The sequence below is a fragment of the Nonomuraea sp. N2-4H genome, from assembly GCF_045291505.1.
GTDB classification, from domain to species: domain Bacteria; phylum Actinomycetota; class Actinomycetes; order Streptosporangiales; family Streptosporangiaceae; genus Nonomuraea; species Nonomuraea fastidiosa.
Map to the genome: position 1 here is coordinate 2,053,508 of NZ_CP147987.1, position 24,817 is coordinate 2,078,324.

Annotated in this window: 22 protein-coding genes and 1 pseudogene; 21 read left to right on the forward strand and 2 right to left on the reverse strand. The window is 70.6% G+C overall.

Translation table 11 applies throughout. The features are described 5' to 3' along the window. The first annotated feature begins 82 nt into the window (after positions 1-82). The 7 genes from arc to WBK31_RS09345 all read left to right on the forward strand — a co-directional run bounded on the left by arc (position 83) and on the right by WBK31_RS09345 (position 9,913). Complete coding sequence (gene arc / locus WBK31_RS09315) at positions 83-1,846, forward strand: proteasome ATPase (RefSeq protein ID WP_364065395.1); 1,764 nt, start codon at positions 83-85, stop codon at positions 1,844-1,846. A 150-nt stretch (positions 1,847-1,996) separates the two neighbouring features. Next, entirely contained in the window at positions 1,997-4,255 is a 2,259-nt protein-coding gene (gene hypF, locus WBK31_RS09320; RefSeq protein WP_364065392.1) for a carbamoyltransferase HypF, read from the forward strand. 10 nt (positions 4,256-4,265) lie between these two features. After that, the gene (locus WBK31_RS09325) at positions 4,266-5,294 is read left to right on the forward strand and encodes a pyridoxal-phosphate dependent enzyme (RefSeq protein WP_406674640.1); all 1,029 of its coding nucleotides are present in this window, start codon (positions 4,266-4,268) and stop codon (positions 5,292-5,294) included. Positions 5,295-5,360: 66 nt separating this feature from the next. Further along, a complete protein-coding gene (locus tag WBK31_RS09330; protein ID WP_364065386.1) occupies positions 5,361-6,440 on the forward strand; it encodes an acyltransferase in 1,080 nt (359 codons plus the stop codon). Between the two features lie 86 nt (positions 6,441-6,526). Next, on the forward strand, positions 6,527-8,041 hold the full coding sequence (gene dop / locus WBK31_RS09335) for a depupylase/deamidase Dop (RefSeq protein ID WP_364065384.1): 1,515 nt from the start codon (positions 6,527-6,529) through the stop codon (positions 8,039-8,041). 628 nt (positions 8,042-8,669) lie between these two features. Then, positions 8,670-8,879, forward strand: coding sequence for a ubiquitin-like protein Pup (locus tag WBK31_RS09340; protein ID WP_364065382.1), 210 nt, complete (start codon positions 8,670-8,672; stop codon positions 8,877-8,879). 32 nt (positions 8,880-8,911) lie between these two features. Further along, entirely contained in the window at positions 8,912-9,913 is a 1,002-nt protein-coding gene (locus WBK31_RS09345; protein WP_406674641.1) for an endonuclease VII domain-containing protein, read from the forward strand. 10 nt (positions 9,914-9,923) lie between these two features. On the opposite strand, the gene WBK31_RS09350 is transcribed toward WBK31_RS09345, so the two are convergent. Next, a complete protein-coding gene (locus WBK31_RS09350; protein ID WP_406674642.1) occupies positions 9,924-11,030 on the reverse strand; it encodes a DNA polymerase IV in 1,107 nt (368 codons plus the stop codon). A 215-nt stretch (positions 11,031-11,245) separates the two neighbouring features. Between WBK31_RS09350 and prcB the strand changes: the two genes are divergently transcribed. The 9 genes and pseudogenes from prcB (at position 11,246) to WBK31_RS09395 (ending at position 20,229) form a co-directional block, all read left to right on the forward strand. Next, positions 11,246-12,094, forward strand: coding sequence for a proteasome subunit beta (prcB, locus tag WBK31_RS09355; protein WP_364065374.1), 849 nt, complete (start codon positions 11,246-11,248; stop codon positions 12,092-12,094). A 21-nt stretch (positions 12,095-12,115) separates the two neighbouring features. Continuing rightward, a complete protein-coding gene (gene prcA / locus WBK31_RS09360) occupies positions 12,116-12,940 on the forward strand; it encodes a proteasome subunit alpha (protein WP_364065941.1) in 825 nt (274 codons plus the stop codon). A gap of 1,088 nt (positions 12,941-14,028) precedes the next feature. Next, entirely contained in the window at positions 14,029-14,553 is a 525-nt protein-coding gene (locus tag WBK31_RS09365) for a hypothetical protein (RefSeq protein ID WP_406674643.1), read from the forward strand. Between the two features lie 355 nt (positions 14,554-14,908). Beyond that, positions 14,909-16,266: pseudogene (gene pafA / locus WBK31_RS09370) on the forward strand (Pup--protein ligase). Positions 16,267-16,431: 165 nt separating this feature from the next. Then, on the forward strand, positions 16,432-17,364 hold the full coding sequence (locus WBK31_RS09375) for an FKBP-type peptidyl-prolyl cis-trans isomerase (protein WP_364065368.1): 933 nt from the start codon (positions 16,432-16,434) through the stop codon (positions 17,362-17,364). A 330-nt stretch (positions 17,365-17,694) separates the two neighbouring features. Continuing rightward, positions 17,695-18,597, forward strand: coding sequence for an FKBP-type peptidyl-prolyl cis-trans isomerase (locus WBK31_RS09380; protein WP_364065365.1), 903 nt, complete (start codon positions 17,695-17,697; stop codon positions 18,595-18,597). A gap of 15 nt (positions 18,598-18,612) precedes the next feature. Further along, positions 18,613-18,963: a hypothetical protein gene (locus WBK31_RS09385; RefSeq protein WP_364065363.1), complete on the forward strand. Its 351-nt coding sequence runs from the start codon at positions 18,613-18,615 to the stop codon at positions 18,961-18,963. Positions 18,964-18,987: 24 nt separating this feature from the next. Continuing rightward, a complete protein-coding gene (locus tag WBK31_RS09390) occupies positions 18,988-19,677 on the forward strand; it encodes a helix-turn-helix transcriptional regulator (RefSeq protein ID WP_406675468.1) in 690 nt (229 codons plus the stop codon). A gap of 66 nt (positions 19,678-19,743) precedes the next feature. Next, positions 19,744-20,229 carry a DUF3291 domain-containing protein gene (locus WBK31_RS09395; RefSeq protein WP_364065359.1) on the forward strand — a complete coding sequence of 162 codons (486 nt, stop codon included), beginning with the start codon at positions 19,744-19,746 and terminating at the stop codon, positions 20,227-20,229. Here WBK31_RS09395 and WBK31_RS09400 read toward each other — a convergent pair. Next, positions 20,169-21,242: a DUF3866 family protein gene (locus WBK31_RS09400; RefSeq protein WP_364065357.1), complete on the reverse strand. Its 1,074-nt coding sequence runs from the start codon at positions 21,240-21,242 to the stop codon at positions 20,169-20,171. The genes WBK31_RS09395 and WBK31_RS09400 overlap by 61 nt on opposite strands. A 38-nt stretch (positions 21,243-21,280) precedes the next feature. On the opposite strand from WBK31_RS09400, the gene WBK31_RS09405 reads away from it, so the two are divergent. The 5 genes from WBK31_RS09405 (at position 21,281) to tatC (ending at position 24,801) form a co-directional block, all read left to right on the forward strand. After that, complete coding sequence (locus WBK31_RS09405) at positions 21,281-22,243, forward strand: WYL domain-containing protein (protein ID WP_364065355.1); 963 nt, start codon at positions 21,281-21,283, stop codon at positions 22,241-22,243. Between the two features lie 61 nt (positions 22,244-22,304). Beyond that, positions 22,305-23,279, forward strand: a complete 975-nt coding sequence (locus WBK31_RS09410; protein WP_406674644.1) for a helix-turn-helix transcriptional regulator — start codon at positions 22,305-22,307, stop codon at positions 23,277-23,279. Next, positions 23,276-23,443, forward strand: a complete 168-nt coding sequence (locus WBK31_RS09415) for a hypothetical protein (RefSeq protein WP_364065350.1) — start codon at positions 23,276-23,278, stop codon at positions 23,441-23,443. Before WBK31_RS09410 ends, WBK31_RS09415 begins: the two co-directional genes overlap by 4 nt. A 66-nt stretch (positions 23,444-23,509) precedes the next feature. Next, positions 23,510-23,863: a Sec-independent protein translocase subunit TatA gene (gene tatA, locus WBK31_RS09420; protein ID WP_364065348.1), complete on the forward strand. Its 354-nt coding sequence runs from the start codon at positions 23,510-23,512 to the stop codon at positions 23,861-23,863. A 104-nt stretch (positions 23,864-23,967) separates the two neighbouring features. Beyond that, a complete protein-coding gene (gene tatC, locus WBK31_RS09425; RefSeq protein WP_378790062.1) occupies positions 23,968-24,801 on the forward strand; it encodes a twin-arginine translocase subunit TatC in 834 nt (277 codons plus the stop codon). The last annotated feature ends 16 nt before the right edge of the window (positions 24,802-24,817 follow it).

The following is a 24,817-nucleotide window of genomic DNA, read 5'->3' on the forward strand; positions in this document are numbered from 1 at the left end:
ACTGCCCGGCCAGGTTACGGAGGGGCCCGAGATAGGTAAGGTCCTAAGTAGTCGCCCTCGACTGGGAAGGAGGTGACGGGGCGTGGCAGCTCGCGATGATGCTGAGGCTCGAGCCGCGCAGCGCGAACGGGAGGTCGCTGATCTTTCAACACAGGTCTCCTTCCTCCAAGAGGAGATCGCCGCGCTGAGGCGGAAGCTGGCCGAGTCACCCCGTCAGGCCAGGGTCCTCGAAGAGCGTCTCCATGAGGCACAGGCGAATCTCGCGGCCGTGACAGGCCAGAACGAGCGCCTGGTCGCCACACTCAAGGAGGCCCGGGACCAGATCGTCGCTCTCAAGGAGGAGGTCGACCGGCTGGCGCAGCCGCCATCCGGCTTCGGCACCTTCCTCGAGGCCAGAGAAGACGGCACGATCGAGGTGTTCACCGGGGGCCGCAAGCTCCGGGTGAACGTCAGCCCGTCCGTCGACATCAGCCAGCTGCGGCGTGGCCAGGAGGTCATGCTCAACGAGGCGCTCAACGTGGTCGAAGCACTCGGCTACGAAGAGGTCGGCGAGATCGTGATGCTCAAAGAACTGCTCGACGAGGGCAAGCGGGCCCTGGTCATCTCGCACGCCGACGAAGAGCGCGTCGTGCGGCTGGCCGACTCGCTCATCGGCCAGCCCATCAGGGCCGGCGACTCGCTCCTGCTGGAGCCTCGCTCGGGTTACGTCTACGAGCGCATACCCAAGTCCGAAGTCGAAGAGCTCGTGCTCGAAGAGGTCCCCGACATCTCCTACGAGGAGATCGGCGGCCTCGGCCGGCAGATCGAGCAGATCAGGGACGCCATCGAGCTGCCCTACCTGCACTCCGAGCTGTTCCGCGAGCACAAGCTCCGTCCCCCGAAGGGCGTGCTGCTGTACGGCCCGCCCGGATGCGGCAAGACGCTCATCGCCAAGGCCGTCGCCAACTCCCTGGCCAAGCAGGTCGCGGAGAAGACCGGCCAGTCCGGCAAGAGCTTCTTCCTCAACATCAAGGGCCCGGAGCTGCTCAACAAGTACGTCGGCGAGACCGAGCGGCACATCCGCCTGGTCTTCCAGCGGGCACGTGAGAAGGCCTCAGAGGGCACCCCGGTGATCGTGTTCTTCGACGAGATGGACTCGATCTTCCGCACCCGAGGCTCCGGCGTGTCGTCCGACGTCGAGAACACCATCGTTCCCCAGTTGCTGTCGGAGATCGACGGCGTCGAGGGCCTGGAGAACGTCATCGTCATCGGCGCGTCCAACCGCGAGGACATGATCGACCCGGCGATCCTGCGGCCCGGCCGCCTGGACGTCAAGATCAAGATCGAGCGGCCGGACGCCGAGGCCGCCAAGGACATCTTCTCGAAGTACCTCGTCCCCGACCTGCCGCTGCACCCCGACGACCTGGCCGAGCACGGCGGTTCCCGCGAGGCCACCATCCAGGGGATGATCCAGAGCGTCGTCGAGCGCATGTACGCCGAGAGCGAGGAGAACCGCTTCCTCGAGGTGACCTACGCCAACGGCGACAAGGAAGTCCTCTACTTCAAGGACTTCAACTCCGGCGCGATGATCCAGAACATCGTCGACCGGGGCAAGAAGATGGCCATCAAGCAGTACCTCGAGACCGGCCAGAAGGGCCTGCGCGTGCAGCACCTGCTCACGGCCTGCGTGGACGAATTCTCCGAGAACGAGGACCTGCCCAACACCACCAACCCCGACGACTGGGCCCGCATCTCCGGCAAGAAGGGCGAGCGGATCGTCTACATCCGCACGCTGGTCTCCGGCAAGCAGGGCACCGAAGCCGGCCGGTCCATCGACACCGTCGCCAACACCGGCCAGTACCTGTAGAAGTCTCCAGACGGCAGGGCCGCGCGGACACCACCGCGCGGCCCTGCCGCGTTCCCCTACGTCCCGTAAAGACGTGATGCGTCCCCCGCGCGGCGCGCCGAGGACGCCCGATCACATGCACGGCACCCCCTGCAGGCGCACACTGGCCGTGTGACCACGCTCAAACGCGTCGACGTGCACGTCGAAGGCATCGTCCAAGGAGTGGGCTTCCGCCCCTTCGTGTGCTCGCTGGCCGGCCGCCTCGGCCTGTCCGGCCGGGTCCGCAACGACGTGAACGGTGTGCACATCGAGATCGAGGGCGCCCGTACCGGCGTCGAGGAGTTCCTCACCGCGCTCGAACGCGACGCGCCCGCCCTGTCGGAGATCGAACGGGTCACCGTCGTCAGCGGCGAACCCGCAGGACACCGCGGCTTCACCATCGCCACCGCCGACCCCGGAGCCCTCCGGACCGCCGCCGCGCTCGCCGACCTCGCCCCCTGCGACGACTGCCTGCGCGAGCTGGCCGACCCGGCGAGCCGCCGCCACCGCTACCCCTTCACCGGCTGTGCGAACTGCGGCCCCCGGCTGGGCATCACCCGCGCCCGCCCCCGCAAACGGCCGCACACCACCATGGCCCCCTTCGCCATGTGCGCCGACTGCGCCCGCGAGCACGACGACCCCGACAGCCGCCGCTTCGGCGACCCCGCCACCTGCTGCCCCGCCTGCGGCCCCGCGCTCAAGCTGCGCGACGCCCGCGGCACCGAGCTGTGCGGCGACCCCGTCACCTGCGCCGCCGCGCTGCTGCGCACCGGCCGCGTCATCGCCGTCAAAGGCCCCGGCGGCTACCACCTCGCCTGCGCCGCCGCCTGCGAACCCGCCGTCGCCGCCCTGCGCGGCCGCAAGCACCGCGCCGAGCAGCCGTTCACCGTCATGGCCGCCGGCCTCGCCCAGGCCCGCCGCTGCTGCGAGATCGACGACACCGCCGCGGCCCTCCTCACCGGCCCCGCCAGGCCCGTCGTGCTGCTGCCCCGCCGCCCCGGAGCGCCCGTCGCGCCCTCCGTCGCGCCCGGCCACCGCATCCTCGGCATCGCGCTGCCCGCCACGCCGCTGCACCACCTCCTGCTCGCCGAGCTCGGCGAGCCCCTCGCGCTTACCGGCGGCGACGTCGCGGGAGAGCCCATCGCGTACGAGGACGCCGACGCCCTCACCCGCCTGTCCGGCATCGCCGACGCCTTCCTCACCCACGACCGCGCCATCTGCACCCGCGCCGACGACACCGTCCTGCGCCCCCTCGCCGGCGAGATCACCGTGCTGCGCCGCGGCCGCGGCCACGCCCCCGACCCCATCGCGCTGCGCCGCCCCGCACCCCGCGCCGTCCTCGCCTGCGGCGCCACCATCGACAGCACCTTCTGCCTGCTCGACGGCCGCCGTGCCCACCTGTCCCAGCGCCTCGGCCACCTCGACGACCACGACACCCTGCGCGCCTTCGCCAGTGCCGTCGGCCACTACTGCGACCTGCTCGGCATCCGGCCCGAGATCGTCGCCCACGACGCGCACCCCGGCCACCTCGCCACCCGCCACGCGCTCCAGCTCACCGCCGCGGGCCACGTCGCCGTCCAGCACCACCACGCCCACGTCGCCGCCTGCCTGGCCGACAACGGCGACCTCGGCCCCGTCATCGGCGTCGTGCTCGACGGGATCGGCCACGGCCCCGACGGCACCATCTGGGGCGGCGAGTTCCTGCGCGCCGACCTCACCGGCTACCAGCGCCTGGCCCACCTCGCCCAGGTCCCCATGCCCGGCGGGCCCGCCGCCGCCCGCCGCCCCCTGCGCATGGCCGCCGCCTACCTGGGCGACCACCCCTGCGACCCGGGCCTGCGCGACCGGCTCGCCGGAGCGCTCCAGCAGGCCGGCACCGGCCGCGAGACGCCGCTCACCTCCAGCGCGGGCCACCTGTTCGACGCGCTCGCCGCGCTGCTCGGCCTGCGCGACACCATCACCTACGAGGGGCAGGCCGCCGCCGAGCTCGAACAGCACGCCGATCCGGCCGAAACCGCCGCCTATCCCGCGGCGCTCACCACCGGTGAGGGACCGCTCGTCGTCGAGACCGCCGACCTCGTCCGCGCCGCCGCCGACGACCTCGCCGCCGGCACCGCCACCGCCGCCATCGCCGGCCGCTTCCACAACGGACTCGCCGCCGCCGTCACCCGCACCTGCGTCGCGCTCAGGCAGGCCACCGGGCTCACCGCCGTCGCACTCACCGGCGCGCTCTTCCAGAACGCGCTGCTCCTCGACCGCACCCTTCAGCGGCTGCGCGCGGCCGGGTTCCGCGTCCTGCGGCACGTCCGCGTGCCGCCGGGAGACGGCGGGCTCAGCCTCGGCCAGGCCGCCGTCGCCGCCGCCCGAGACCACCCGGCCGCCCCCGCCTAGCATGGCGATCATGGAATTCGCCAACCCCGCCCGCGCCCCGTACACCGCGCACGACCGCGCGCTCATCGGGGCCGGGCACGCCCGGCAGGCCCGCGCCCGCATCGCCCGCCACCCCCGCTACCGGCCCACACCCCTGCGCGCCATCCCCGGCCTCGCCGGCGCCCTCGCCGCCGACATCAAGGACGAGAGCGGACGGATGGGGCTCGGCAGCTTCAAAGCGCTCGGCGGCGCGTACGCGGTGCACCTGCTCGCCGAGCGCGAACCCGGCGGCGCCCCGTTCGTCTGCGCCAGCGCCGGCAACCACGGCATCTCCGTCGCCTCCGGCGCCGCCGAAGCAGGCGTCCCCTGCGTCGTCCACCTCAGCGAGAGCGTGCCCGAGACGTTCGCTGACCGGCTGCGCGGCCTCGGCGCCGAGGTGCGCCGCAGCGGCCGTGACTACGACGACAGCATGGCCGCCGCCCGCCGGGACGCCGAGCGGCACGGCCTGCGGCTGGTGTCCGACAGCTCATGGCCCGGCTACACCGAGATCCCCCTGGAGGTCATGCGCGGCTACAGCGTGCTCGTCGACGAGGCCGCCGACGCCGGCGGGCCGTACACGCACGTGTTCGTCCAGGCCGGCGTGGGCGGGCTGGCCGCCGCCGCGGCCGGATACGTACGCGACCGGTGGGGCGAGCAGCCCAAGATCGTCGTCGTCGAGCCCGAGAGCGCGGCCTGCCTGCTCGAAAGCGCCCGCGCGGGCGAACCCGTCCGGCTGCCCCCAAGCCGCACCGCGCTCGGGCGGCTCGACTGCCGCGAACCCTCGCTCATCGCCCACCACCTCCTGCGCACCCTCGCCGACCTCTACATCACCGTCACCGACGAGCAGGCCGAACAGGCCGCACGACTGCTCGCCGGCCACGGCGTCCACCTGTCCGGCTGCGGCGCCGCGGGAGCCGCCGGTCTGCTCCATCTCAGCTCTGCCGCCCGCGCCGCGCTCGCCCTCGACGGCACGTCACGCGTGTTGCTGGTGGGAACAGAGGGACGGATGGAACCAGAGTGATCAATGTGACGTCCAAGGGGCGTGCACGCACCCAATCGGTCACGACACGCACGGGGGAACGGCCGGTTGGCCGAACTCGACCTGCTGCGCTTCCTCGCCGCCCTGGCCGTCGTCGCCTTCCACTACCTCGTCGCCTACGCGAGCGTCTGGGGAGACCGCCCCGCCGAGCTGTTCCCCGCGCTCGCCCCCTTCGCGGGCTTAGGCATCCTCGGTGTCGAGCTGTTCTTCGTCATCAGCGGATTCGTCATCCTCATGAGCGTCTGGGGACGCGGGCTCGGCGCGTTCGCCCGCTCCCGGCTCGTGCGGCTCTACCCCGCGTACTGGCTCAGCCTCGCCGCCATCGCCGCCCTGTACGCCCTCACCGGCGCCAAGCCGCTGAACCCAAAACTTTCCCCAGGCGAGTACCTGGTGAACGCCACCATGTTCCAGCGCCTGTTCAAGATCACAGATGCCAGCGGCGTCTACTGGTCGCTCTGGGCCGAGCTGCGCTTCTACCTCCTCATCGCCATCCTCGTCATCGCCGGCGTCACCTACGGCCGCGTCCTGATCTTCGCCGGCCTCTGGCTGGCCGCCACCGTCGCCGCCAGGCTCCTCGAGAACCCCGTGCTCGACGAGATCGTCATGCCGAAGTACGCCCCCTACTTCATCGCCGGCATGGCCCTCTACCTCATCCACAAACACGGCAGCGCCTGGCTCCCGTGGCTCTACGTACTCGCCGGATACGGCCTGTCACTGCCCGCCGCGCTCGGCCGCGTGCACAGCAGGATCGACCTCGCCGGGTTCAAGAACATGCCCGTCACCGACACGAGCGTCATCGTCACCATCACCCTCATCTACCTCGCGATGGCCCTCGTCGCGCTCGGCCTCCTCCGGCTGCGGCCCTCCAAGATCCTCACCGCGCTCGGCGGCACGACATACCCGCTTTACCTCTTCCATAGCGTCATCGCGGTGGCCCTCATCCCCGTGCTCACCGGGGACCTGCCGCCCTGGGCCGTCGCCACGGTGACGACCCTGGCCGCCGTCGTGCTGTCGTATCTCGTCTACTCCTTTGCCGAACGCCCCATCCAGCGGCTACTCAAGCCCCGCAGAACCCCACAAACCCCAGCAGCTCCGGCCGTACAGGTGGAAAAGGCGTCGGTGCCATAACTCTGTGACCCTGGGGCACTGTGAAGGGCATAGGCTCGGGCATATAAACGGCGGATAGACAGACCCGGACGAACAGAGGGTGTTGCATGACGGTGCGTCGGGTGATGGGCATCGAGACCGAGTACGGCATCTCCGTACCCGGCCAGCCAGGCGCCAACGCGATGGTGACCTCCTCACAGGTCGTGAACGCCTACCTGGCCGCCTCGGCGGCCCGCGCGCGCAGGGCACGATGGGACTTCGAGGAGGAGAACCCGCTGCGCGACGCGCGCGGCTTCGACCTGGCCAGGGAGGTGGCCGACCCCACCCAGCTCACCGACGAGGACCTCGGGCTGGCCAACGTCATCCTCACCAACGGCGCCAGGCTCTACGTCGACCACGCCCACCCCGAGTACAGCTCGCCCGAATGCACCAACCCCAGGGCCGCCGTCATCTGGGACAAGGCGGGGGAGAGGGTGATGTACGACGCCGCCACCCGCGCGTCCGCCATCCCCTCCAACGCGCCCATCCAGCTCTACAAGAACAACACCGACGCCAAAGGCGCCTCCTACGGCTGCCACGAGAACTACCTCATGCGGCGCGCCACCCCGTTCGCCGACATCGTCCGCCACCTCACCCCCTTCTTCGTCTCCCGCCAGGTCGTCACCGGCGCCGGCAAAGTCGGCATCGGCCAGGACTCCCGCGGCGAAGGCTTCCAGATCAGCCAGCGCGCCGACTTCTTCGAAGTCGAAGTCGGCCTGGAGACCACGCTCAAGCGGCCCATCATCAACACCCGCGACGAACCCCACGCCGACCCCGAGAAATACCGGCGGCTCCACGTCATCATCGGCGACGCCAACATGTCCGAGATCAGCACCTACCTGAAACTCGGCACCACCGCCCTCGTCCTCGCCATGATCGAAGAGGGCTTCCTCACCCGCGACCTCGCCGTCGAAAACCCCGTCCAGGCACTCCGCGCCGTCTCACACGACCCCACCTGCCGCTACGAGATCCCCATGCGCGACGGCCGCAAGCTCACCGCCGTCCAGCTCCAGATGGAATACCTCGAGCAGGCACGCAAATACGTCGAAGAGCGCGGCACCGCCCAGGACGAGATGAACAAGGACGTCCTCGACCGCTGGGAGTCCGTGCTCACCCGCCTCGCCGAAGACCCCATGCAGCTCTCCCGCGAGCTCGACTGGGTCGCCAAACTCGAACTCCTCGAGGGCTACCGCAGCCGCGACGGCCTCCCCTGGTCGCACCCCAGGCTCCAGCTCGTCGACCTGCAGTACAGCGACATCCGCCCCGACCGCGGCCTCTACAACCGCCTCGTCGCCCGCGGACGCATGCAGCGCCTCGTCACCGAGGAAGAGGTCCAGCGCGCCGTCGAACACCCGCCCACCGACACCCGCGCCTACTTCCGCGGCCGCTGCCTCAGCCAATACAGCGAATCCGTGGCCGCCGCCTCCTGGGACTCCGTCATCTTCGACATCCCCGGCCGCGAATCGCTCCAGCGCGTACCCACCCTCGAACCGCTGCGCGGCACCAAGGCCCACGTCGGCGAGCTCTTCGACCGCTGCCGCACCGCCGCCGACCTCGTCTCGGCGCTCACCGGCGGCGAGTGACGCACCCCGGGCCGGCCGCCCCTCATGATCGCTGCGGCCTGTGCCGCTTCTTCGGGCTGCGGCGTCCGCCGCTTCACCGGGTTGCGGCGTGCGCCGCTTCACCGGGCTGCGGCCCGCCCCGCTCTGCCGGGCTGCGGCCCGCCCCGCTCCACTGGGGGCTCACAGCCGTCCGCTCTTCCCGGAGCGGGGGCTCGTCGGCGTGCCGCGCTGGCCGTGCTCGCGGCAGGCCGGTTCCGGCGTGACCGTGCCCTGCTCTGGGCGTACCTCTCGCTCGGCCTCTGTGTTGCCCAGCCGCGCGTCGCGTTCCGCCCCTGCACCGCTCGGCCCGTACCTCGTGCCCGGCCTCTGGAGGCGCGTGTGCGCTTCCTGCCGTCCCTCGATCGCCCCGTGCAGGCGCGCCTGCGCCCGCCCAGACGGTCACAAGCGCACCAGCGGTACTGTGATGAGGAGCACATCAGTCCTGATCGGCGACATGTCGGACATCTCCCATAGCCTGCGGATATGGGGATCCGGGCCCGGACGACCGGGCCGGCCGATCATGAAAACAAGATCGCGGAGCGATCGGCGCGAAATGTCGGCCCGTTCGGGGAAGATATCCCTAGAGGCAGTCCCCCACTGGAGGTAGGACATGGCAACCAAGGACACCGGTGGTCAGAAGCAGGCCGGACGGCGCGAGACCGAGGTCGAGGAGACCGAGGCGGCCGTGTCGCCGGACGTCCAGGAGCGCCAGGAGAAGCTCACGGACGATGTCGACTCCATTCTGGACGAAATAGACGAAGTTCTCGAAGAGAACGCAGAGGAGTTCGTGCGCTCGTACGTGCAAAAGGGCGGACAGTAGGGCAAAACGGACAGGCAAAAGGGACAAGTCAGGTGGAAGCGCCGGACGGATTCAAGCGGTGCCCCGACTGCCGGGAGGTCAAAGAGCTCTCGGAGTTCGGGGCCAACAAGCGCATGCCCGACGGGCGGGCACGCTACTGCAAGGTCTGTTTCCGGCGGCGTTCCACCGCGAGTTACCGCAAGCGCAGAGCCGAGCAGGGCAAGACCGTGCGCGAGCGGGTCGAGGTCCCCGAAGGGTGCAAGTACTGCCCTCGATGCTCGACCGTCAAGGCGAAGGAAGAGTTCGGCCGTAATCGCGCCGCGCGAGACGGCCTCACGAGTTACTGCAAGTCCTGTCACAAGCAGGTGACGCTGGAAAACCGGATCAAGAACCACGGGAGCGATCGCAACTACAAGCTGAAGCTCCGCTACGGGATCACCGAGGACGACTTCGAGCGCATGCTCGCCCGCCAGGGCGGGCTCTGCGCCATCTGCCGGGTCGTTCCCGGGACGTTCGTCGACCACTGTCACACGACCGGCCGGGTTCGGGGCGTGCTCTGCTTCAACTGCAACAACGGGCTGGGGCATTTCGCCGACAACCTGGTGTTGCTGGAGCTGGCCGCGCTCTACCTGGAAGGTGAGGTGCTGTGGCCGGAGTTCGTGGTCCTTCCTGAGGGGCGTGGCGATTCTCCGGTGGCGCGGACGCGGACGTATCACTTGTCGCGGCGTTATCGGGTGCGGCATGAGGACGTCGAGCGGATGATCTCGGATCAGCACGGGTTGTGCGTGGTGTGCTGGGATCGGCCGCCGGAGCACGTGGATCATTGCCACCGGTCCGGTGCGGTGCGGCATGTGCTGTGTCTGCCGTGCAATACCGGGATCGGGCAGTTCCGTGATGATCCGGAGGTGGTGCGCCGTGCGCTCTCCTATGTGGAGGCGGCGGCGGAGTATGGGTTCGATGAGGTGGTGGTCTCTGATGAAGAGCTGGAGGAGCTGATCAGAGCCGAGGAAGAGGCGCGGTCGGAGTTCTACTCGCGGGTGACGCGGGTGGGGTGAGGGCCGCGGTTCAGGGGCCGGGGGTGGGGCCCGGCTCCGTTTCCGTCTCGCGGGCGGGCATGGTGTAGTCGACGGCCACGCCGATGAGACGGATGGGGCGGGTGAGGTCGTGGCGGGCGAGTATGGCGCGGGCCGTGTCGGTGATGACGGCGGCGTCGGTGGTGGGGGCGGGGAGCGTGGACTGGCGGGTACGGGTCAGGAACGGCGTGGAGCGGATCTTCACGGTGACGCGGATGATCTCGCGGCCGGCTTCGGTGGCGTCGCGGGCGACCTGCTGGGCGAGGGCGGTGACGTGGGCGGCGGCGTCGGCCGCGTCGGTGAGGTCGCGGGTGAAGGTGGTCTCGCGGCTGTGGCCGCGGGCGATCCATGGGGTGGTGACGACTTCGGCTTCGCCTCTGCCGAGTGCGAGGTAGCGGTACCAGGGGCCGTTGGTGGGGCCGAAGTGGCGGGCCAGGTCGGCGGGGTCGGCGGCGGCGAGCTGGGCGACGGTGTGCAGGCCGTGTGCGGCGAGTTTCCTGGCGGTTTTGGCGCCGATGCCCCAGAGTGCGTCGGTGGGGCGGTCGTTCATGACCTCGGCCCAGTTGTCGCTGGTGAGGCGGTAGATCCCGGCGGGTTTGGCGAAGGCTGAGGCGAGTTTGGCCTGGTGCTTGTTGTCGCCGATGCCGATGGAGCAGTCGAGGCGGGTGCGTTCGCGTACGGCGTGCTGGAGGGCGGCGGCGAGTGCCTCGGGGTCGGCGGTGGCGGCGCCGATGAAGGCTTCGTCCCAGCCCCAGACCTCGACGCGGACGGGGTGCTCGCGCAGGACGTCCATGACGCGTTGTGAGGCGGCCTCGTAGGCGGGCGGGTCGGTGGGGAGGAAGACGGCGTCGGGGCAGCGTCTGAGCGCGGTGCGCAGGGGCATGCCGGAGTGGACGCCGTATGCGCGGGCCTCGTAGGTGGCGGTGGCGGCGACGGTGCGCGGCTGGGTGGGGTCGCCGGTGCCGCCGACGACGACGGGTTTGCCGCGGAGCTCGGGGTGGCGCAGGAGTTCGACCGCGGCGATGAACTGGTCGAGGTCGAGGTGCAGGATCCAGTCCCTGGGGCGGGCCCCAGGTGACGGGGTGGACGTGCTGCCCATGCCGCCAGTATGACGGCCGGGCGGGGGAGCGGGGCGGGCCGGGATGCGGTTACGGAAGGGGGGCTGGAGGGGCGGTTGCTTACGTCTCGGGCGTACAACATCTTTCGGGCGGGACGGGGAGCCTGGTTCGCCGTGAGCTGATCGTGGGAAGTGCAGACAGCAACCCAACATGAGTAGGGTCGCCCTAGGAACACTGAACGTTTGGAGGGAGTCGCGTGGCATCGCACAGGGATCTGCCCGTCGGCTTGGTGAATCAGCTTTTCCAGAACACCGGGAGTTCCTCGTTCACGGAGTTCGTCAGCTCGTACGCGCCGGAGCTGCTGCCACGTCGCGACGAGATGCTGGCCACCCCGATCGGCGACCAGGTTCCGCACGCGACCACGATCGTGGCCGCCACCTTCGCCGGTGGCGTGGTCATGGCGGGCGACCGGCGGGCCACGTCCGGCAACATCATCTCGCAGCGTGACGTGGAGAAGGTGTTTCGCGCCGACGACTACTCGTGCATGGGCATCGCGGGCACGGCCAGCACGGGTCTTGAGTTCGCCCGCCTCTACCGGGTGGAGCTGGAGCACTACGAGAAGCTCGAGGGCCGCACGATGTCGGTCCAGGGCAAGGCCAACAGGCTCGCCACGATGATCAGGGGCAACCTGGGCATGGCGATGCAGGGCCTGGTGGTGGTGCCGCTGTTCGCCGCCTACGACCCCGACAAGGACGAGGGCCGCATCTTCAGCTACGACGTGGCGGGCGGGCCTTATGAGCGTGACAGGTTCGACGCGATCGGCTCCGGTTCGATCTTCGCGCGCGGGTCGCTGAAGAAGCTCTACCGCGACGGCGCGACGGCCGACGACACGGTGATGACGCTGATCCAGGCGCTCTACGACGCCGCCGACGACGACTCGGCGACCGGTGGGCCCGACGTTGCGAGGAAGATCTGGCCGGTGGTGGCCGTGATCGACGCCGACGGTTTCCGCCGCCTGTCCGACGACGAGGTCAGCGGCTATGTCCAGCAGATGCTCGACGCCCGCCTGATCGCGCCCGACGGTCCCATCGCCCCGCTGCGCTAGCAAAGGATCATGACTGTGTCCATGCCATTCGGATATGCGTCCCCCGAGCAGATCATGCGGGACAAGGCCGACTACGCGCGCAAGGGCATCGCGCGGGGCCGTTCCGTGGTCGTGCTCCAATACGTCGACGGCATCCTGTTCGTCGCCCCCAACCCGTCCAGGGCGCTGCACAAGATCAGCGAGATCTACGACCGCATCGGGTTCGCGGCCGTGGGCCGCTACAACGAGTTCGAAGAGCTGCGGCTCGGCGGCATCCGGTACGCCGACATCAACGGCTACACCTACGACCGGTCCGACGTCACCGGGCGCGGCCTGGCCAACCTGTACGCCTCCAACCTGGGCCGCATCTTCACCGAGTCGATCAAGTCGCTCGAGGTCGAGGTGGTCGTCGCCGAGGTGGGCGACACCAAGGACGGCGACGCCATCTACCGGCTGACCTTCGACGGCTCGGTCTTCGACGAGCACGGCTTCGCGGCCATGGGCGGGCAGGCGGAGGCGGTCGCCTCGCGGCTGAAGGAGCGTTACCGCGAGGACATGACGCTGGCCGAGGCGCTGGAGGTGGCGCTGGCCGCGCTGACCGAGCCGGGCGGGGAGCGTCCGCCGGTGAACCAGCTCGAGGTGGCGGTGCTCGACCGTAACCGCGAGCACCGCAAGTTCCAGCGGCTGACCGGGGCGCGGCTCGAGCGGCTGCTCGCGCAGTCCGCCACGCCGCCCGCGGAGTCGTCCGACTCCGGCTCCGGTTCCGGCTCCGGCGGCGAGGGTGCTGCGTCGTCGGGTGACAAGCCCTCCACGCCGCCGCCCACGGGTCCTGAGGGTCCGGTGGACGACGGGTCGTCTCCGCTGTAAGCGATCAGGTGTTCCGCTCCGGTGGGGCTGCCGTCCTTCGGCGGCCCCACCGGCGTGTCCGGCCATGTGCGGGCCGTCCGGCCACGTAGGGGTGTCGTTCAACCACGTGCGGGTCGTCCGGGGGTGCGGGCGTCTAGGGGGCGGGTGCGGGTCGTCTAGGCCGTCGGGGTACCTGCGGGCCGTTCGAGTGTGCGGATCGTCCGGGCTTGTGCGGATGGTTCGGGCTTGTGCGGGCCGTTCGGCTGTGCGGGCCGTTCGGCTGTGCGGGCTGTCCCGGCCGTCGGGTAGCTGTGGGCCGTTCGGGCGTGCGGGTCGCTCGGGCTTGTGCCGGCCGTGAGCGGCCCGCTACGGGCCTCTGGGAGGCGTCGTGTCCTCGTGGCGCTGATCACCCCGCCGTGGGGCGGGAGGGGGCTCAGGGGCGCGGACAGGTCCCGTTACGCGGACAGGCGCCGGCCGCCGGGGGATCAAGCCGGGGCAGTCCCGATCGGTGGGGGAGGGTTCTGCCTGGCGCGGGGCCGATCGGTGAGGGGTTCCACGTGGCGCGGACTGAGTGGCTGGCCGGGGTTGCGTGGCGTTGGCCGAGTGGCTGGCCGGGGTTGCGTGGCCGGCGTTGCGTGGAGCGGCCAGGTAGTCGGCGGGGTTGCGTGGGACGGCCAGGTAGGGCGGGGTTGCGTGGGACGGCCAGGTAGTCAGCGGGGTTGCGTGGAGCGGCCGGGTAGTCGGCGGACGCGGCCGGGTAGTCGGCGGGGTTGCCTGGCGCGGCCGGGTAGTCAGGAGGGCTGCGTGGCGCGGGCCGAGCTATCGCCTCGGGGGTTTCGTGTGTGGGGGCTGAGCGATGGGCGGGGAGGGGACTGTTCGGAGAGGCCCGCGCCGCGAGGGACGGACCCCGTCACGGGTGAGCCGGGCGGTGGGGGAGCGGTTCCGTTCGGGGGCTCCGCGCCGGTAGGGGAGGGCGGAAGGGCTTGCTGCGCAGGGCGAAATGGAGGTTGGCAAGGGGCGGGGCCTGTCCGTGGGGAAGGGCGGGGAGTGTGACCTGTTTCACTCTGATACGTCCGAACTTGCCAGGCCGCCCCGGGATCTTAAAAGCCGTGAGAACTCCACTACGTGGCCTGGTGGCGTTAGGAGCCGCCACGGCCGTGATGCTGGCCTCGGGCGCGCCCGCTGAAGCGGCCCCGAAGATTCCGAAGTTCAAGGCGCCGAAGATTTTCGGCACCACCTTCCAGTCCGACCCGAAGCACGACTTCACCAAGGGCATCCACTCCCGCCGCAACGGCATCCTGCGCGGCCGGATCACCCACATCCGCGGCAACGTCGCCGAGTACGAACCCGTCAAGTGGAAGCCCGCCAAGCACACCGAGGGCTACTTCGTGGGCCCGCCCGAGGGCAACGTGATGGCCTACGCCTCGCCCATCGCCAAGGACGTGATCTACCTGTCGGCCTTCGGCTGCAAATCCTCGATGGGCGAGCTGACCACCACCCGCAACAGCAGCCTGGGCAGCAAGCGGTGCTCCAGGTCCACGCTGATCAAACGGCACCGCAGGACGCCGATCCCCTCGCTCATCACCGTCTACAAAGGCAAGATCGTCAAGGTTCAGGAGATCTTCACTCCCTGACCTGCGTCGTGGCGGAACCCGCGCCCCGTGGGGGCGGGCGCGGGGGTACGAACCCAGGCGCTCCGCAGGCCCGGCAGGGGAAGGCATCGACGTCCGGCGGGAAATGCCTGCGGGCAGGGTCCGGCGAGGAACAGTCTCGGGGTCCGGTCGCAACGCCCGCAGCGCACCGGCGGGAACAGCCTCGAAGCGCCGTCAGGGAGGCGTTCAGCGACAGTTTTGACATCCGGTCGGGAGACCTCCAGGCCCGGCCTGGACAGGCTTGCGGGCCCGGTCGGGGAGTCGTTCGGGGCCCGAACCGGAAAACACATGGGAAAGATCTCTCCCGCTCGCCGATCCGTGGGCATAGTGTGAGGTGATGGATCGTCGCATCTTCGGGCTGGAGAACGAGTACGGCGTGACCTGCACGTTCAGGGGCCAGCGCAGGCTGTCCCCGACGAGGTCGCGCGGTACCTGTTCCGGCGGGTCGTGTCCTGGGGCCGATCGAGCAACGTCTTTCTCCGCAACGGCGCACGTCTGTACCTCGACGTGGGCAGCCATCCTGAGTACGCAACACCCGAGTGTGACAACGTCATCGAGCTCGTCACCCACGACAAGGCCGGGGAGCGCATCCTCGAGGGCCTGCTCGTGGATGCCGAAAAGCGGTTGCGCGAAGAGGGCATCGCCGGTGACATCTACTTGTTCAAGAACAACACCGACTCGGCCGGCAACTCCTACGGCTGCCACGAGAACTATCTGGTGGGCAGGCATGGCGAGTTCGGCCGGCTGGCGGATGTGCTGATTCCGTTCCTGGTGACGCGGCAGATCGTGTGCGGCGCGGGCAAGGTGCTGCAGACGCCGCGCGGCGCGGTCTACTGCGTGTCCCAGCGGGCCGAGCACATATGGGAGGGCGTCTCCAGCGCCACGACCCGTTCGCGGCCGATCATCAACACGCGTGACGAGCCGCACGCGGACGCCGAGCGGTTCCGCCGCCTGCACGTCATCGTGGGCGACTCGAACATGAGCGAGACCACGATGCTGCTCAAGGTGGGCGCCACCGACCTGGTGCTGCGCATGATCGAGTCGGGTACGGTGATGCGCGACCTGTCGCTGGAGAACCCGATCAGGGCCATCCGCGAGGTCTCCCACGACATGACGGGCCGGCGCAGGGTGCGGCTGGCGAACGGGCGCGAGGCGTCGAGCCTGGAGATCCAGCAGGAGTACCTGTCGAAGGCGAAGGACTTCGTCGACCGGCGCGGCGGCGACGCCATCACCCATCGGGTGCTTGAGCTGTGGGAGCGCACGCTGACCGCGGTCGACACCGGCAACCTCGATCTGGTGGCGCGCGAGATCGACTGGGTGACGAAGTACCAGCTGATCGAGCGGTATCGCCGCAAGTACGACCTGCCGCTGTCGTCGCCGCGGGTGGCCCAGCTCGACCTGGCCTACCACGACGTCCACCGCAAGCGCGGCCTGTACTACCTGCTGCAGAAGCGCGGCTCGGTGGAGCGGGTGGCGTCCGACCTGAAGATCTTCGAGGCCAAGTCGGTGCCGCCGCAGACCACGCGGGCCCGGCTGCGGGGCGAGTTCATCCGCAAGGCGCAGGAGAAGCGGCGTGACTTCACCGTCGACTGGGTGCATCTCAAGCTGAACGATCAGGCGCAGCGGACCGTGCTGTGCAAGGACCCGTTCAGGAGCGTGGACGAGCGGGTCGACAAGCTGATCGCCGGCATGTGAGCGCAGGGCGCCGGCGCGGCCCGTGTCCCTGTGTGAGGGGGCCGGGGCCGCGCCGGTCGTGCGCGGGCGCCGGGCCAGGGCGGGATGTGGGGTGCCGTTTACCACGGCCCTACTGCGAAGTCGGGTAGTGTGACGCGAATCTGACGTCTCTTCCGAGGGAAATTCATGCGCCGCGCTCTGGCCGTACTGGCCGCCGTGCCATTGATCTTGTTTGCCGCCGCCTGCGGCTCCGACGACGGTTCCGGCACGACCGCCTCCACTGGCGGATCGTCCGGGCTCAAGGTCGAGGGGAACGTCGGGGCCAAGCCCAACGTGACGTTCCCGTCCGGTTCGCCCGCGACCACCTCGTCGTACGAGGTGATCGAGCCAGGGAACGGCGAGGGCGTCAAGGCGGGCGACCGCGTGATCGTGAACCTGACCGTCTACAACTGGGACGGCAAGGACAACGCGGTCCAGGGGTCGTCGTACGACACGAAGGCGCCGGAGACGATCCCGGTGACCGAGCAGCTGCCGAAGGTGCTGCAGGAGGGCTTCACCAAGGTCAAGAGCGGCGGGCGGCTGCTGGCCGTGCTGGCCAACGACTCGGTGCAGGGCCAGCAGCAGGCCGCGCAGACCGAGCCGACGAAGGTGTTCGTGTTCGACGTGGTCGGTACGCGGCCCGCGCCGCTGAAGGCCGCCACCGGCGAGGAGACCAGCGAGTCGATCAAGGGTGTGAAGGTCGAGAACCCGGGCGGTGACAAGGCGCCGACGCTGACCACGAAAACCAAGGAGAAGGCTCCCAAGGACCTCGTGGTCAAGACGCTGATCAAGGGCACCGGCGAGAAGGTGACCGCGAACCAGACGCTCACCGTGCACTACACGGGCAAGATCTGGGGGACGGACAAGCAGTTCGACTCCAGCTGGGAGCGTGGCGAGCCGGCCGAGTTCCCGCTCGCTCAGGTGATCCAGGGCTGGCAGAAGGGTCTGGCCGGGGTTCCGGTCGGCAGCCGGGTCGTGATGAGCATCCCGCCGGAGATGGGCTACGGCAGTCAGGAGCAGCAGGGCATCCCGGCCAACAGCACGCTGGTGTTCGTCGTGGACGTCCTCGGCGCTTACTGAGTCGCTGAACGGGCCCATCAGGTCTGAGGGCCCGCCAGGCGGCCCCTGGGACGCCAGATCGGCGTTCCGCCGGTTCGCCCGCGGGCGGCCCGGTAACATCGCGAGGCCCGGTGGCATGGCGCCGCCGGGCCGTTTCGCGTGGGAGGGCCGATGCGCCGCCGTGCCGCCACCCATACACCGTGCACACCAGGGACGCCGTGGACACCACGGACCCCATGGACACCAAGGACACCAGGGACACCACGGACACCAGGGACGCTGTGGACGCTGTGGACACCGTGGACGCCGCGAGGGCCGGTGCCGGCTCTCCGGGCCTTGCGGATCCGGTTCGTGAGCGCGCCTGTGCGGATGCTGGTGGCGGCCGTTCTGGCGCTGCCGGCGGCCGCCGGGTGCACGGGTGACGACGCCGAGCGTGAGCCGCAGGTGGGCGGGCCGTTCGGGGCGCGTCCGACGATCGTCTTCCCCGCCGCCAGGCCGGCCGCAGAGCTGCGGGTGGGCGAGCCGGTCGCCGGCAGGGGCGAGCCGCTGAAGACCGGCGATCTGGCGATCGTGCAGTACACCGCGCACGTCTGGGACGGCGCGGCCAACCGCCTTGCCGACTCCAGCTTCACCCGGGGCACCCCGGCCGCGTTCCCGGTGGGCGAGCTGCTGCCGGGGCTGGAGCGGGCGCTGCGGGGCCGCAGGGTGGGCAGCAGGGTGACCGTGGCGATCCCGCCTGAGGAGGGGTTCGGCGCGGCCCCGCCGCGCGGCCTGAAGGCGGGGGAGGAGCTGTTCTACGTCGTGGACGTCCTCGGCGCACATCACCGGGACGACGCGGTGGCGGCGGGTCCCGGCGAGCTGGCGGGCGTGCGGATCGGCGGCGGCCCCAGGCCCTCGCTGAGCGTGCCGCGCGGCGCGCCGCCGCGCGCGTTCGCCTCCACGGTGCTGCGCAGGGGAGAAGGCCCGCCGGTGCGGCCGGGGATGCTCGTGGTGACCCAGTACGCGGGCGCCGTCTGGAGCACCCGCAGGGTGTTCGACGCGACGTGGACGTCCGGCGGGCCGAAGGCGTTCAAGCTGGGCGACGGCGGCGTGATCAGCGGATGGGAGAAGGGGCTGGCGGGCGTGCCGGTGGGCAGCAGGGTCGCGATGGTGGTGCCGCCCGCGTACGGGTACGGCCCGGCCGGCCGCCCCGAGTACGGGATCAAAGGGTCCGACACGCTGGTCTTCGTCGTGGACGTCATCGGGGCCTACTAAGGCAGGATATTTCCCATGATCCGTTCACTTGTCGTGATGGTTGCGGCCTTAGCCGTTCTGCTGGGTTTGGCACCGGCCGCGAGCGCCACCGCGAACCCGCCGTTCTGCAAGGGCGTCAGACACTGCCACTTCGGCGGCGACCCCGGCGTGACCTGGGTGACCGCCTTCGCCTCGTCCCGCGCCAAGGCGAACAAGGCGGCCGCGCGCCTGCTGCGCAACGCCAAGGCCGTGCACCGCCGTTACGGCGCGCCCCGCTACATCGACATCCGCGTGCTGAAGAAGGGCGGATGCTGGAAGAAGTACGGTTCGGGCACCCGCGAGCCCAGCCGCGTCTGCGTGCTGAAGCGGGTGGAGCGGCGGCTTTAGACTCCGCGTGTGAGTAGCGAGCCCCTGAGCGGCGGCGACCTCGAGGCGCTGGCCCTGTTGCACGACCCCGTCCGCCGCAGCCTGTACGACGTCGTCGCCTCGCACGGCGGTGAGGTGGGCCGCGGCGAGGCGGCGGAGGCGGCGGGCGTGTCCAGGACGCTGGCCGGTCACCACCTCGACAAGCTGGTGGAGGCAGGCCTGCTGGAGAGCGGGTTCCGCCGGCCGGAGAAGAAGGGCCCGGGCAGCGGCCGTCCCGCCAAGGTCTATCGCAGGGCGAGCAGCGAGCGTTCTGTGAGCCTGCCGCCGCGCGACTACCTGACGCTCGCCTCCGTCCTGGCCGAGGTGGTCGACGGGCTGGGCGCGGAGGAGCGGGCGGAGGCGGCGGCGCGGGCGGCGGGCGCGCGGCTGGCCGGGAAGCGGCGGGGCGAGCCGGTGGAGCGGGTGCTGCGCGAGCGCGGCTACGAGCCGTACGAGGAGGGCGGGCGGCTGCGGCTGCGCAACTGCCCGTTCCACGTGCCGGCTCGGGAGCAGCCGCTGCTGGTGTGCTCGATGAATCTGGCGCTGTGCCAGGGCCTGCTGGAAGGGCTGGGCGACGATCCGGCCAGAGCGGAGCTGGATCCGCGCCCCGGCGAGTGCTGTGTCGCGTTCAAGCAGGTCAAGCGGTTCGAGCAACCCGATTCCCCGGTACGGCAGGACGGGGCCGGCGCTGAGTGACCGGCCCCGGGCTTCTAAAACAAATCCATATTGACATAGAAGTGCCCCCGATGGTGAGCTGAGCCCATGCATCTCGCCCAGCTCAACATCGCCCATCTGCGCGCACCCGTCGACAGCCCCGAGATCGCCGAGTTCGTCGCCCTGCTCGAACCGATCAACGCCATCGCCGACGAGGCCCCCGGCTTCGTGTGGCGGCTGAAGGAGAGCGAGACCGACCCCACGGCCACCGTCAAGCACGACTACGGCGACCTGCTGCTGGTCAACTTCTCGGTGTGGGAGTCGATGGAGTCGCTGTGGGACTACGTCTACCGCAGCCCTCATCTGGGCGTGCTGCGCCGGCGCAGGGAGTGGTTCCTGCGCATGGCGGAGCCGTACATGGTGATGTGGTGGGTGCCCGAGGGCACGATCCCGTCCCTGGCCGAGGCCATGGAACGGCTGGAACGCCTCAGGACCGAAGGGCCCGGCCCCGAGGCGTTCACGTTCAAGGACCCCTACCCGGAGCCCAGCAGCGAGGCCGCGTGCCTGCCCGCCGCCGCCGAGGCGAGGAAGTAGGCCAGGTCCTCCTCCAGCCCCCGGCCCATCGTCGACAGCCGCACCGGCGACTCGCGCAGCGCCTCGTGCAGGCCGTCCACGGGGACGGGCACCAGGCGGTGCCGTACGGCCAGCAGCTCCGCCTGATCCCTGACCCGCTCGCCGAACTCGCCGGGCAGCTCGGGCACCGGCACGTCGGCGGGCGTCAGCGCCACCCGGCCGTAGGCGGTCAGCGAGTGGTGGGAGACGCCGTAGTGGCGCTCGCGCTTGTCGCCCTCGCTGACCCGCAGTGCCGCCACGGGCCGCCCGAGCAGCACGCCCGCCGCGTTCACCGCCTCGCCGGCCGACACCCCGGAAAAGCCCCACCGGGTGCCCGTGCCCAGGTTGCCGGGCCCCTGCGCGACGATCGCCAGGTCGGCCTCCAGCACATACTTCGCCGCGAGCAGCCCGGTGTGCACGGTGACCGCCTCGACGTCGCCGCCGAACGCCTGACCCACCGTCACCACCCCGGCCAGCCAGCCGGTCTCGCGCAGCCGGGCCGCCGACATCGAGAACCACGACGGCAGCGCGCCGCCGTCCTGCATCACGTACGCCACCCGCACGCCCTGCCTGGCCTCGTACAGGCCGCACAGGATCGGCGCCAGGGCCGAGTGCAGGTCGGCCACGATCACCGGCATGCCGTCGATGGAGTCCGCCTCGCGCAGCCTGTCGTGATGCGGGGAGTCCTGCTCGTCGGCGCCCAGCACCGTGGCCTGCAGCGGCGTGTACCGGGCCTTCACCAGGTGCCCGGGGCCGGAGGGATCTTCCGGCAAACGGTTAGGGACGGCCACCACCATGGCGTAACCTCCCGTACCGAGACCCATCGCGAGCGCGGTCGTGTTGAGCAGCACCTCGTCGCCGGGTTGCGGGCGGCCCACCAACGGCGGGTACGCCAGCGCCTTGCACTCACCCTCGGGCACGGTGACGTCCAGCTCCACCGCTCCCGGCCACTCGCGTCGGATCCGTACGACCTCGCCCTTGCGCCATCTGATCACGGGGGCAGGGTAGCGTCGATGAAGGAGGAGTGAGGCAGATGTCGCGCCGGAAGACGGAACGGTTGCTCAACCTCGTGATCTGCCTGCTCGCCACCCGGCGCCCGCTGTCGGCCGAGCAGATCCGCCAGGCCGTCCCCGGCTACGACCGCGAGAGCGACGAGGCGTTCCAGCGCATGTTCGAGCGCGACAAGAACGAGCTGCGCGAGATCGGCATCCCCATCGACGTGGTGCGCGACCCGTGGGAGGACGAGCCGGGCTACCGCATCGAGCGGGAGGCGTACGAGCTGCCCGAGATCACGCTGGAACCCGACGAGGCGGCGGTGCTGGGCCTGGCGGCGCAGGTGTGGCAGCGCGCCAGCCTGGCCGAGGCGGCCTCGGGCGCGCTGCTGAAGCTGCGCGCGGGCGGCGTGGCCACCGATCAGCCGGTCGGCGGCTCGATGGGCGGCAGCGCGCTGGAGCTGCGCGTCGACACCCGCGACCCGGCCTTCCCCGCGCTGTGGAACGCGGTGCGCGACCGGCGGGTGGTCCGCTTCGACTACCGGGCGTCGGGCAGCGAGACCGTGCGCAGCCGCACCGTCGAGCCGTGGGGCGTGGTCAGCAGGCGCGGCCGCTGGTATCTCGCGGGCTTCGACCGCGACCGCAACGCGCCGCGCGCCTTCCGGCTCAGCCGGATCAGCGGCGCGGTGACCGCGGTCGGCAAGCCGGGCGCGGTCGAGGTGCCGCACGATGTCGATCTGCGGGCCATGGTGGGCTTCCCCGACGAGCCGAGCGAGGAGCGGACGGCCGTGGTGCGGGTCAGGCAGGGCGCGTGCGAGGGGCTGCGCCGCCTGGCCAGGTCCGTACGCGAGGGCCGCGACGGCTGGGACGAGGCGGAGCTGTCGTTCTCCGACGCCGAGCGGCTGGCGGGATGGATGGCCAGCCTGGGCGCCGACGTCGAGGTGGTGGAGCCGCCGGACGCCCGCGAGGCCGTCATCCGCCGCCTGAAGGGGGCGCTGGCGTGAGCACGGCGGGTCACGGGGGTCGTCGCGAGGTGAACGGGCGTCTAGGCGAGGGGGAACGGAAGTGAGCGGGTCCGCCGATCGGCTGCCGCGGCTGCTTGCGCTGGTGCCGTACCTGATGTCCCATCCGGGGGCCACGGTCGGCGAGGTCGCGGCGGTGTTCGGGCTGAGCGAGAAGCAGCTCATCGACGACCTGCAGCTCGTGTGGATGTGCGGGCTGCCCGGCCACACCCCCGGCGACCTCATCGACGTGTCGTGGGACGGCGGCGAGATCCTCATCGACAACGCCGACACCATCGCCAGGCCGCTGCGGCTCGGCATCGACGAGGCGAGCGCGCTGCTGGTGGCGCTGCGCACGCTGGCCGCCACCCCCGAGCTGGCGCTGCCCGAAGGCGGGGTGCCCGACGCGCTGCCGCGGGTGATGGCCAAGCTGGAGCGGGCCGCCGGCGAGGGCGCGGCCACCGTCAGCAGCCAGGTCGCCGTGGACGTCGACGCCGCCCCCGACGCGCTGCCGCGGGTGCGCGAGGGGCTCACCAAGGGCCGCCGCCTGTCGCTGCGCTACTACGTGCCGGGCCGCGACGAGGTGACGCCGCGCGAGGTCGACCCGATGCGGGTGCTGGTCGTGGACGGCCGCGCCTACCTGGAGGGCTGGTGCTACCGGGCCGAGGCGATGCGGCTGTTCCGGCTGGACCGGGTGCTCGGCGTGGAGGTGCTGGACGTGCCCGCCGACCCGCCGGCCGAGGCCGAGCCGCGCGACGTGACCGACGGGGTGTTCCGTCCGTCGCCCACCGACGAGCTGGTGGAGCTGGAGCTGAGCGCCGCGGGGCGGTGGGTGGCCGAGTACTACCCGTGCGAGCGGGTCACCGAGCTGGGCGAGGGGCGGCTGCGGGTGGCGCTGCGGGCCCGCGACGAGGACTGGATTCTCAAGCTGGCGCTGCGGCTCGGCGACACCGGCAAGGTCGTCTCGCCTCCTGAGATGGCCGAGGCCGTGCGCCGCGAGGCCGAACGCGCCCTGGCCCTGTACGCTCACCGGTCATGACCTTGCTGTTCGTGTCCGTGGGGATCGGCGTCGCCGGGCTGATCGTGCTGGTGGTGGCCGGTGCTCGCGTCGTGGTGGCGGCACGTACTCTGAGAAGGGAAGTGGCCGAGGCGCAGGCCCAGCTTGAGCCCCGGCGGGCCAGATTGACCGGCCAGGGGGGGTGAGACCACGCCCCCGGCAGCGTACGATCGTGGCTGAAAGAGGCAAGTGTCGCTAGAAAGGGCGTTCTCATGCCGAACCTCGGAGTGCCCGAACTCCTCATCATTCTGCTGGCGCTGGTGCTGCTGTTCGGTGCGAAGAAGCTGCCCGACATGGCCCGCGGCGTCGGCCGTTCCCTGCGCATCTTCAAGGCCGAGACCGCGAAGCTGCGCGATGACGACGACGACGTCCAGCACACCGTCCAGCAGGCGCCCGCGCAGCAGGCCCAGCCTCAGCCCCAGCCCGTCCAGCCGCAGCCGCTGCCGGCCTCCACCCCGCCGGCCCCCACGCCCGGGCTGTCGCTGGAGGAGCAGGCCCGCCAGCTGGAGGAGCAGGCCGCCAAGCTGCGCGCCAGTGCCGCCCAGACCGACAACAAGCACGCCTGATCTCCGCCCTTCCTCCTCTTCCTGATCTGGACTGCTAGATGGCGCTGCTCAAACGATCGAGCAATTCGAGGCGAGAACGCGACCCCGAAGGTCGCATGCCCCTCATGGAGCACCTGCGGGAGCTGCGCAACCGCCTGCTCATCGCGCTGGCCGCCGTGGTCGTGGGCATCATCATCGGCTTCTTCTTCTTCGATCCGGTGTGGGCGTACATCAAGGCGCCGTTCTGTGACACGCCGCAGGCGCAGCAGCTGCGCGTCGGCCAGTGCACGCTCACCTACGGCGGCATCTTCCAGTCGTTCTTCCTGACGCTGAAGGTGTCGGCGCTGGTCGGCCTGGTGGTGTCCTCACCCGTCTGGCTCTACCAGATCTGGGCGTTCGTCACGCCCGCCCTCTACCGCAACGAGAAGCGGTATTCGATCACGTTCATGTCGATCGCGGTCCCGCTGTTCCTCATCGGCGCCGCGCTCGCCTACATCATCATGGACACCAGCCTGGCGATCCTGCTGGGCTTCGCGCCGAGCGACACCGTCGCGACCATCCAGATCGATGAGTACCTCAACTACGTGCTCATCATGCTGGTGATCTTCGGTGTGTCGTTCGAGCTGCCACTGCTGCTGGTGTTCCTCAACATCATCGGCGTCCTGTCGCACGCCACGGTCAAGAAGCACCGGCGCACGGTCGTCTTCATCATGTTCGTCTTCGGCGCGGTCATCACGCCCGGCGGCGATCCGCTGACGATGATGGCGCTCGCCATGCCGATGATCGTGCTGTACTTCATCGCCGAGGGCGTCATCTTCCTGCGCGAGAGGCGCGCGCCGGCCGAGGGGGACTTCTCCCACCTGTCCGACGACGAGGCCTCGCCGCTGCCCGAGGAGAGCACGCCGGTCGAGCCCTCCGGGTTGACCGATGAGGAGCCGCCGGGCACCGACAAGCGCTGAGGCATTCCCGTGCCGC

Coding starts and splice junctions, on each gene's coding strand:
- WBK31_RS09325 (WP_406674640.1), top strand. CDS start 4,266: ATGGAATTCGCCAACCCCGCCCGCGCCCCGTACACCGCGCACGACCGC.
- dop (WP_364065384.1), top strand. CDS start 6,527: ATGACGGTGCGTCGGGTGATGGGCATCGAGACCGAGTACGGCATCTCC.
- WBK31_RS09340 (WP_364065382.1), top strand. CDS start 8,670: ATGGCAACCAAGGACACCGGTGGTCAGAAGCAGGCCGGACGGCGCGAG.
- WBK31_RS09350 (WP_406674642.1), bottom strand. CDS start 11,030: ATGGGCAGCACGTCCACCCCGTCACCTGGGGCCCGCCCCAGGGACTGG.
- prcA (WP_364065941.1), top strand. CDS start 12,116: ATGCCATTCGGATATGCGTCCCCCGAGCAGATCATGCGGGACAAGGCC.
- WBK31_RS09375 (WP_364065368.1), top strand. CDS start 16,432: ATGCGCCGCGCTCTGGCCGTACTGGCCGCCGTGCCATTGATCTTGTTT.
- WBK31_RS09385 (WP_364065363.1), top strand. CDS start 18,613: ATGATCCGTTCACTTGTCGTGATGGTTGCGGCCTTAGCCGTTCTGCTG.
- WBK31_RS09395 (WP_364065359.1), top strand. CDS start 19,744: ATGCATCTCGCCCAGCTCAACATCGCCCATCTGCGCGCACCCGTCGAC.
- WBK31_RS09405 (WP_364065355.1), top strand. CDS start 21,281: ATGTCGCGCCGGAAGACGGAACGGTTGCTCAACCTCGTGATCTGCCTG.
- WBK31_RS09415 (WP_364065350.1), top strand. CDS start 23,276: ATGACCTTGCTGTTCGTGTCCGTGGGGATCGGCGTCGCCGGGCTGATC.
- tatA (WP_364065348.1), top strand. CDS start 23,510: ATGCCGAACCTCGGAGTGCCCGAACTCCTCATCATTCTGCTGGCGCTG.
- tatC (WP_378790062.1), top strand. CDS start 23,968: ATGGAGCACCTGCGGGAGCTGCGCAACCGCCTGCTCATCGCGCTGGCC.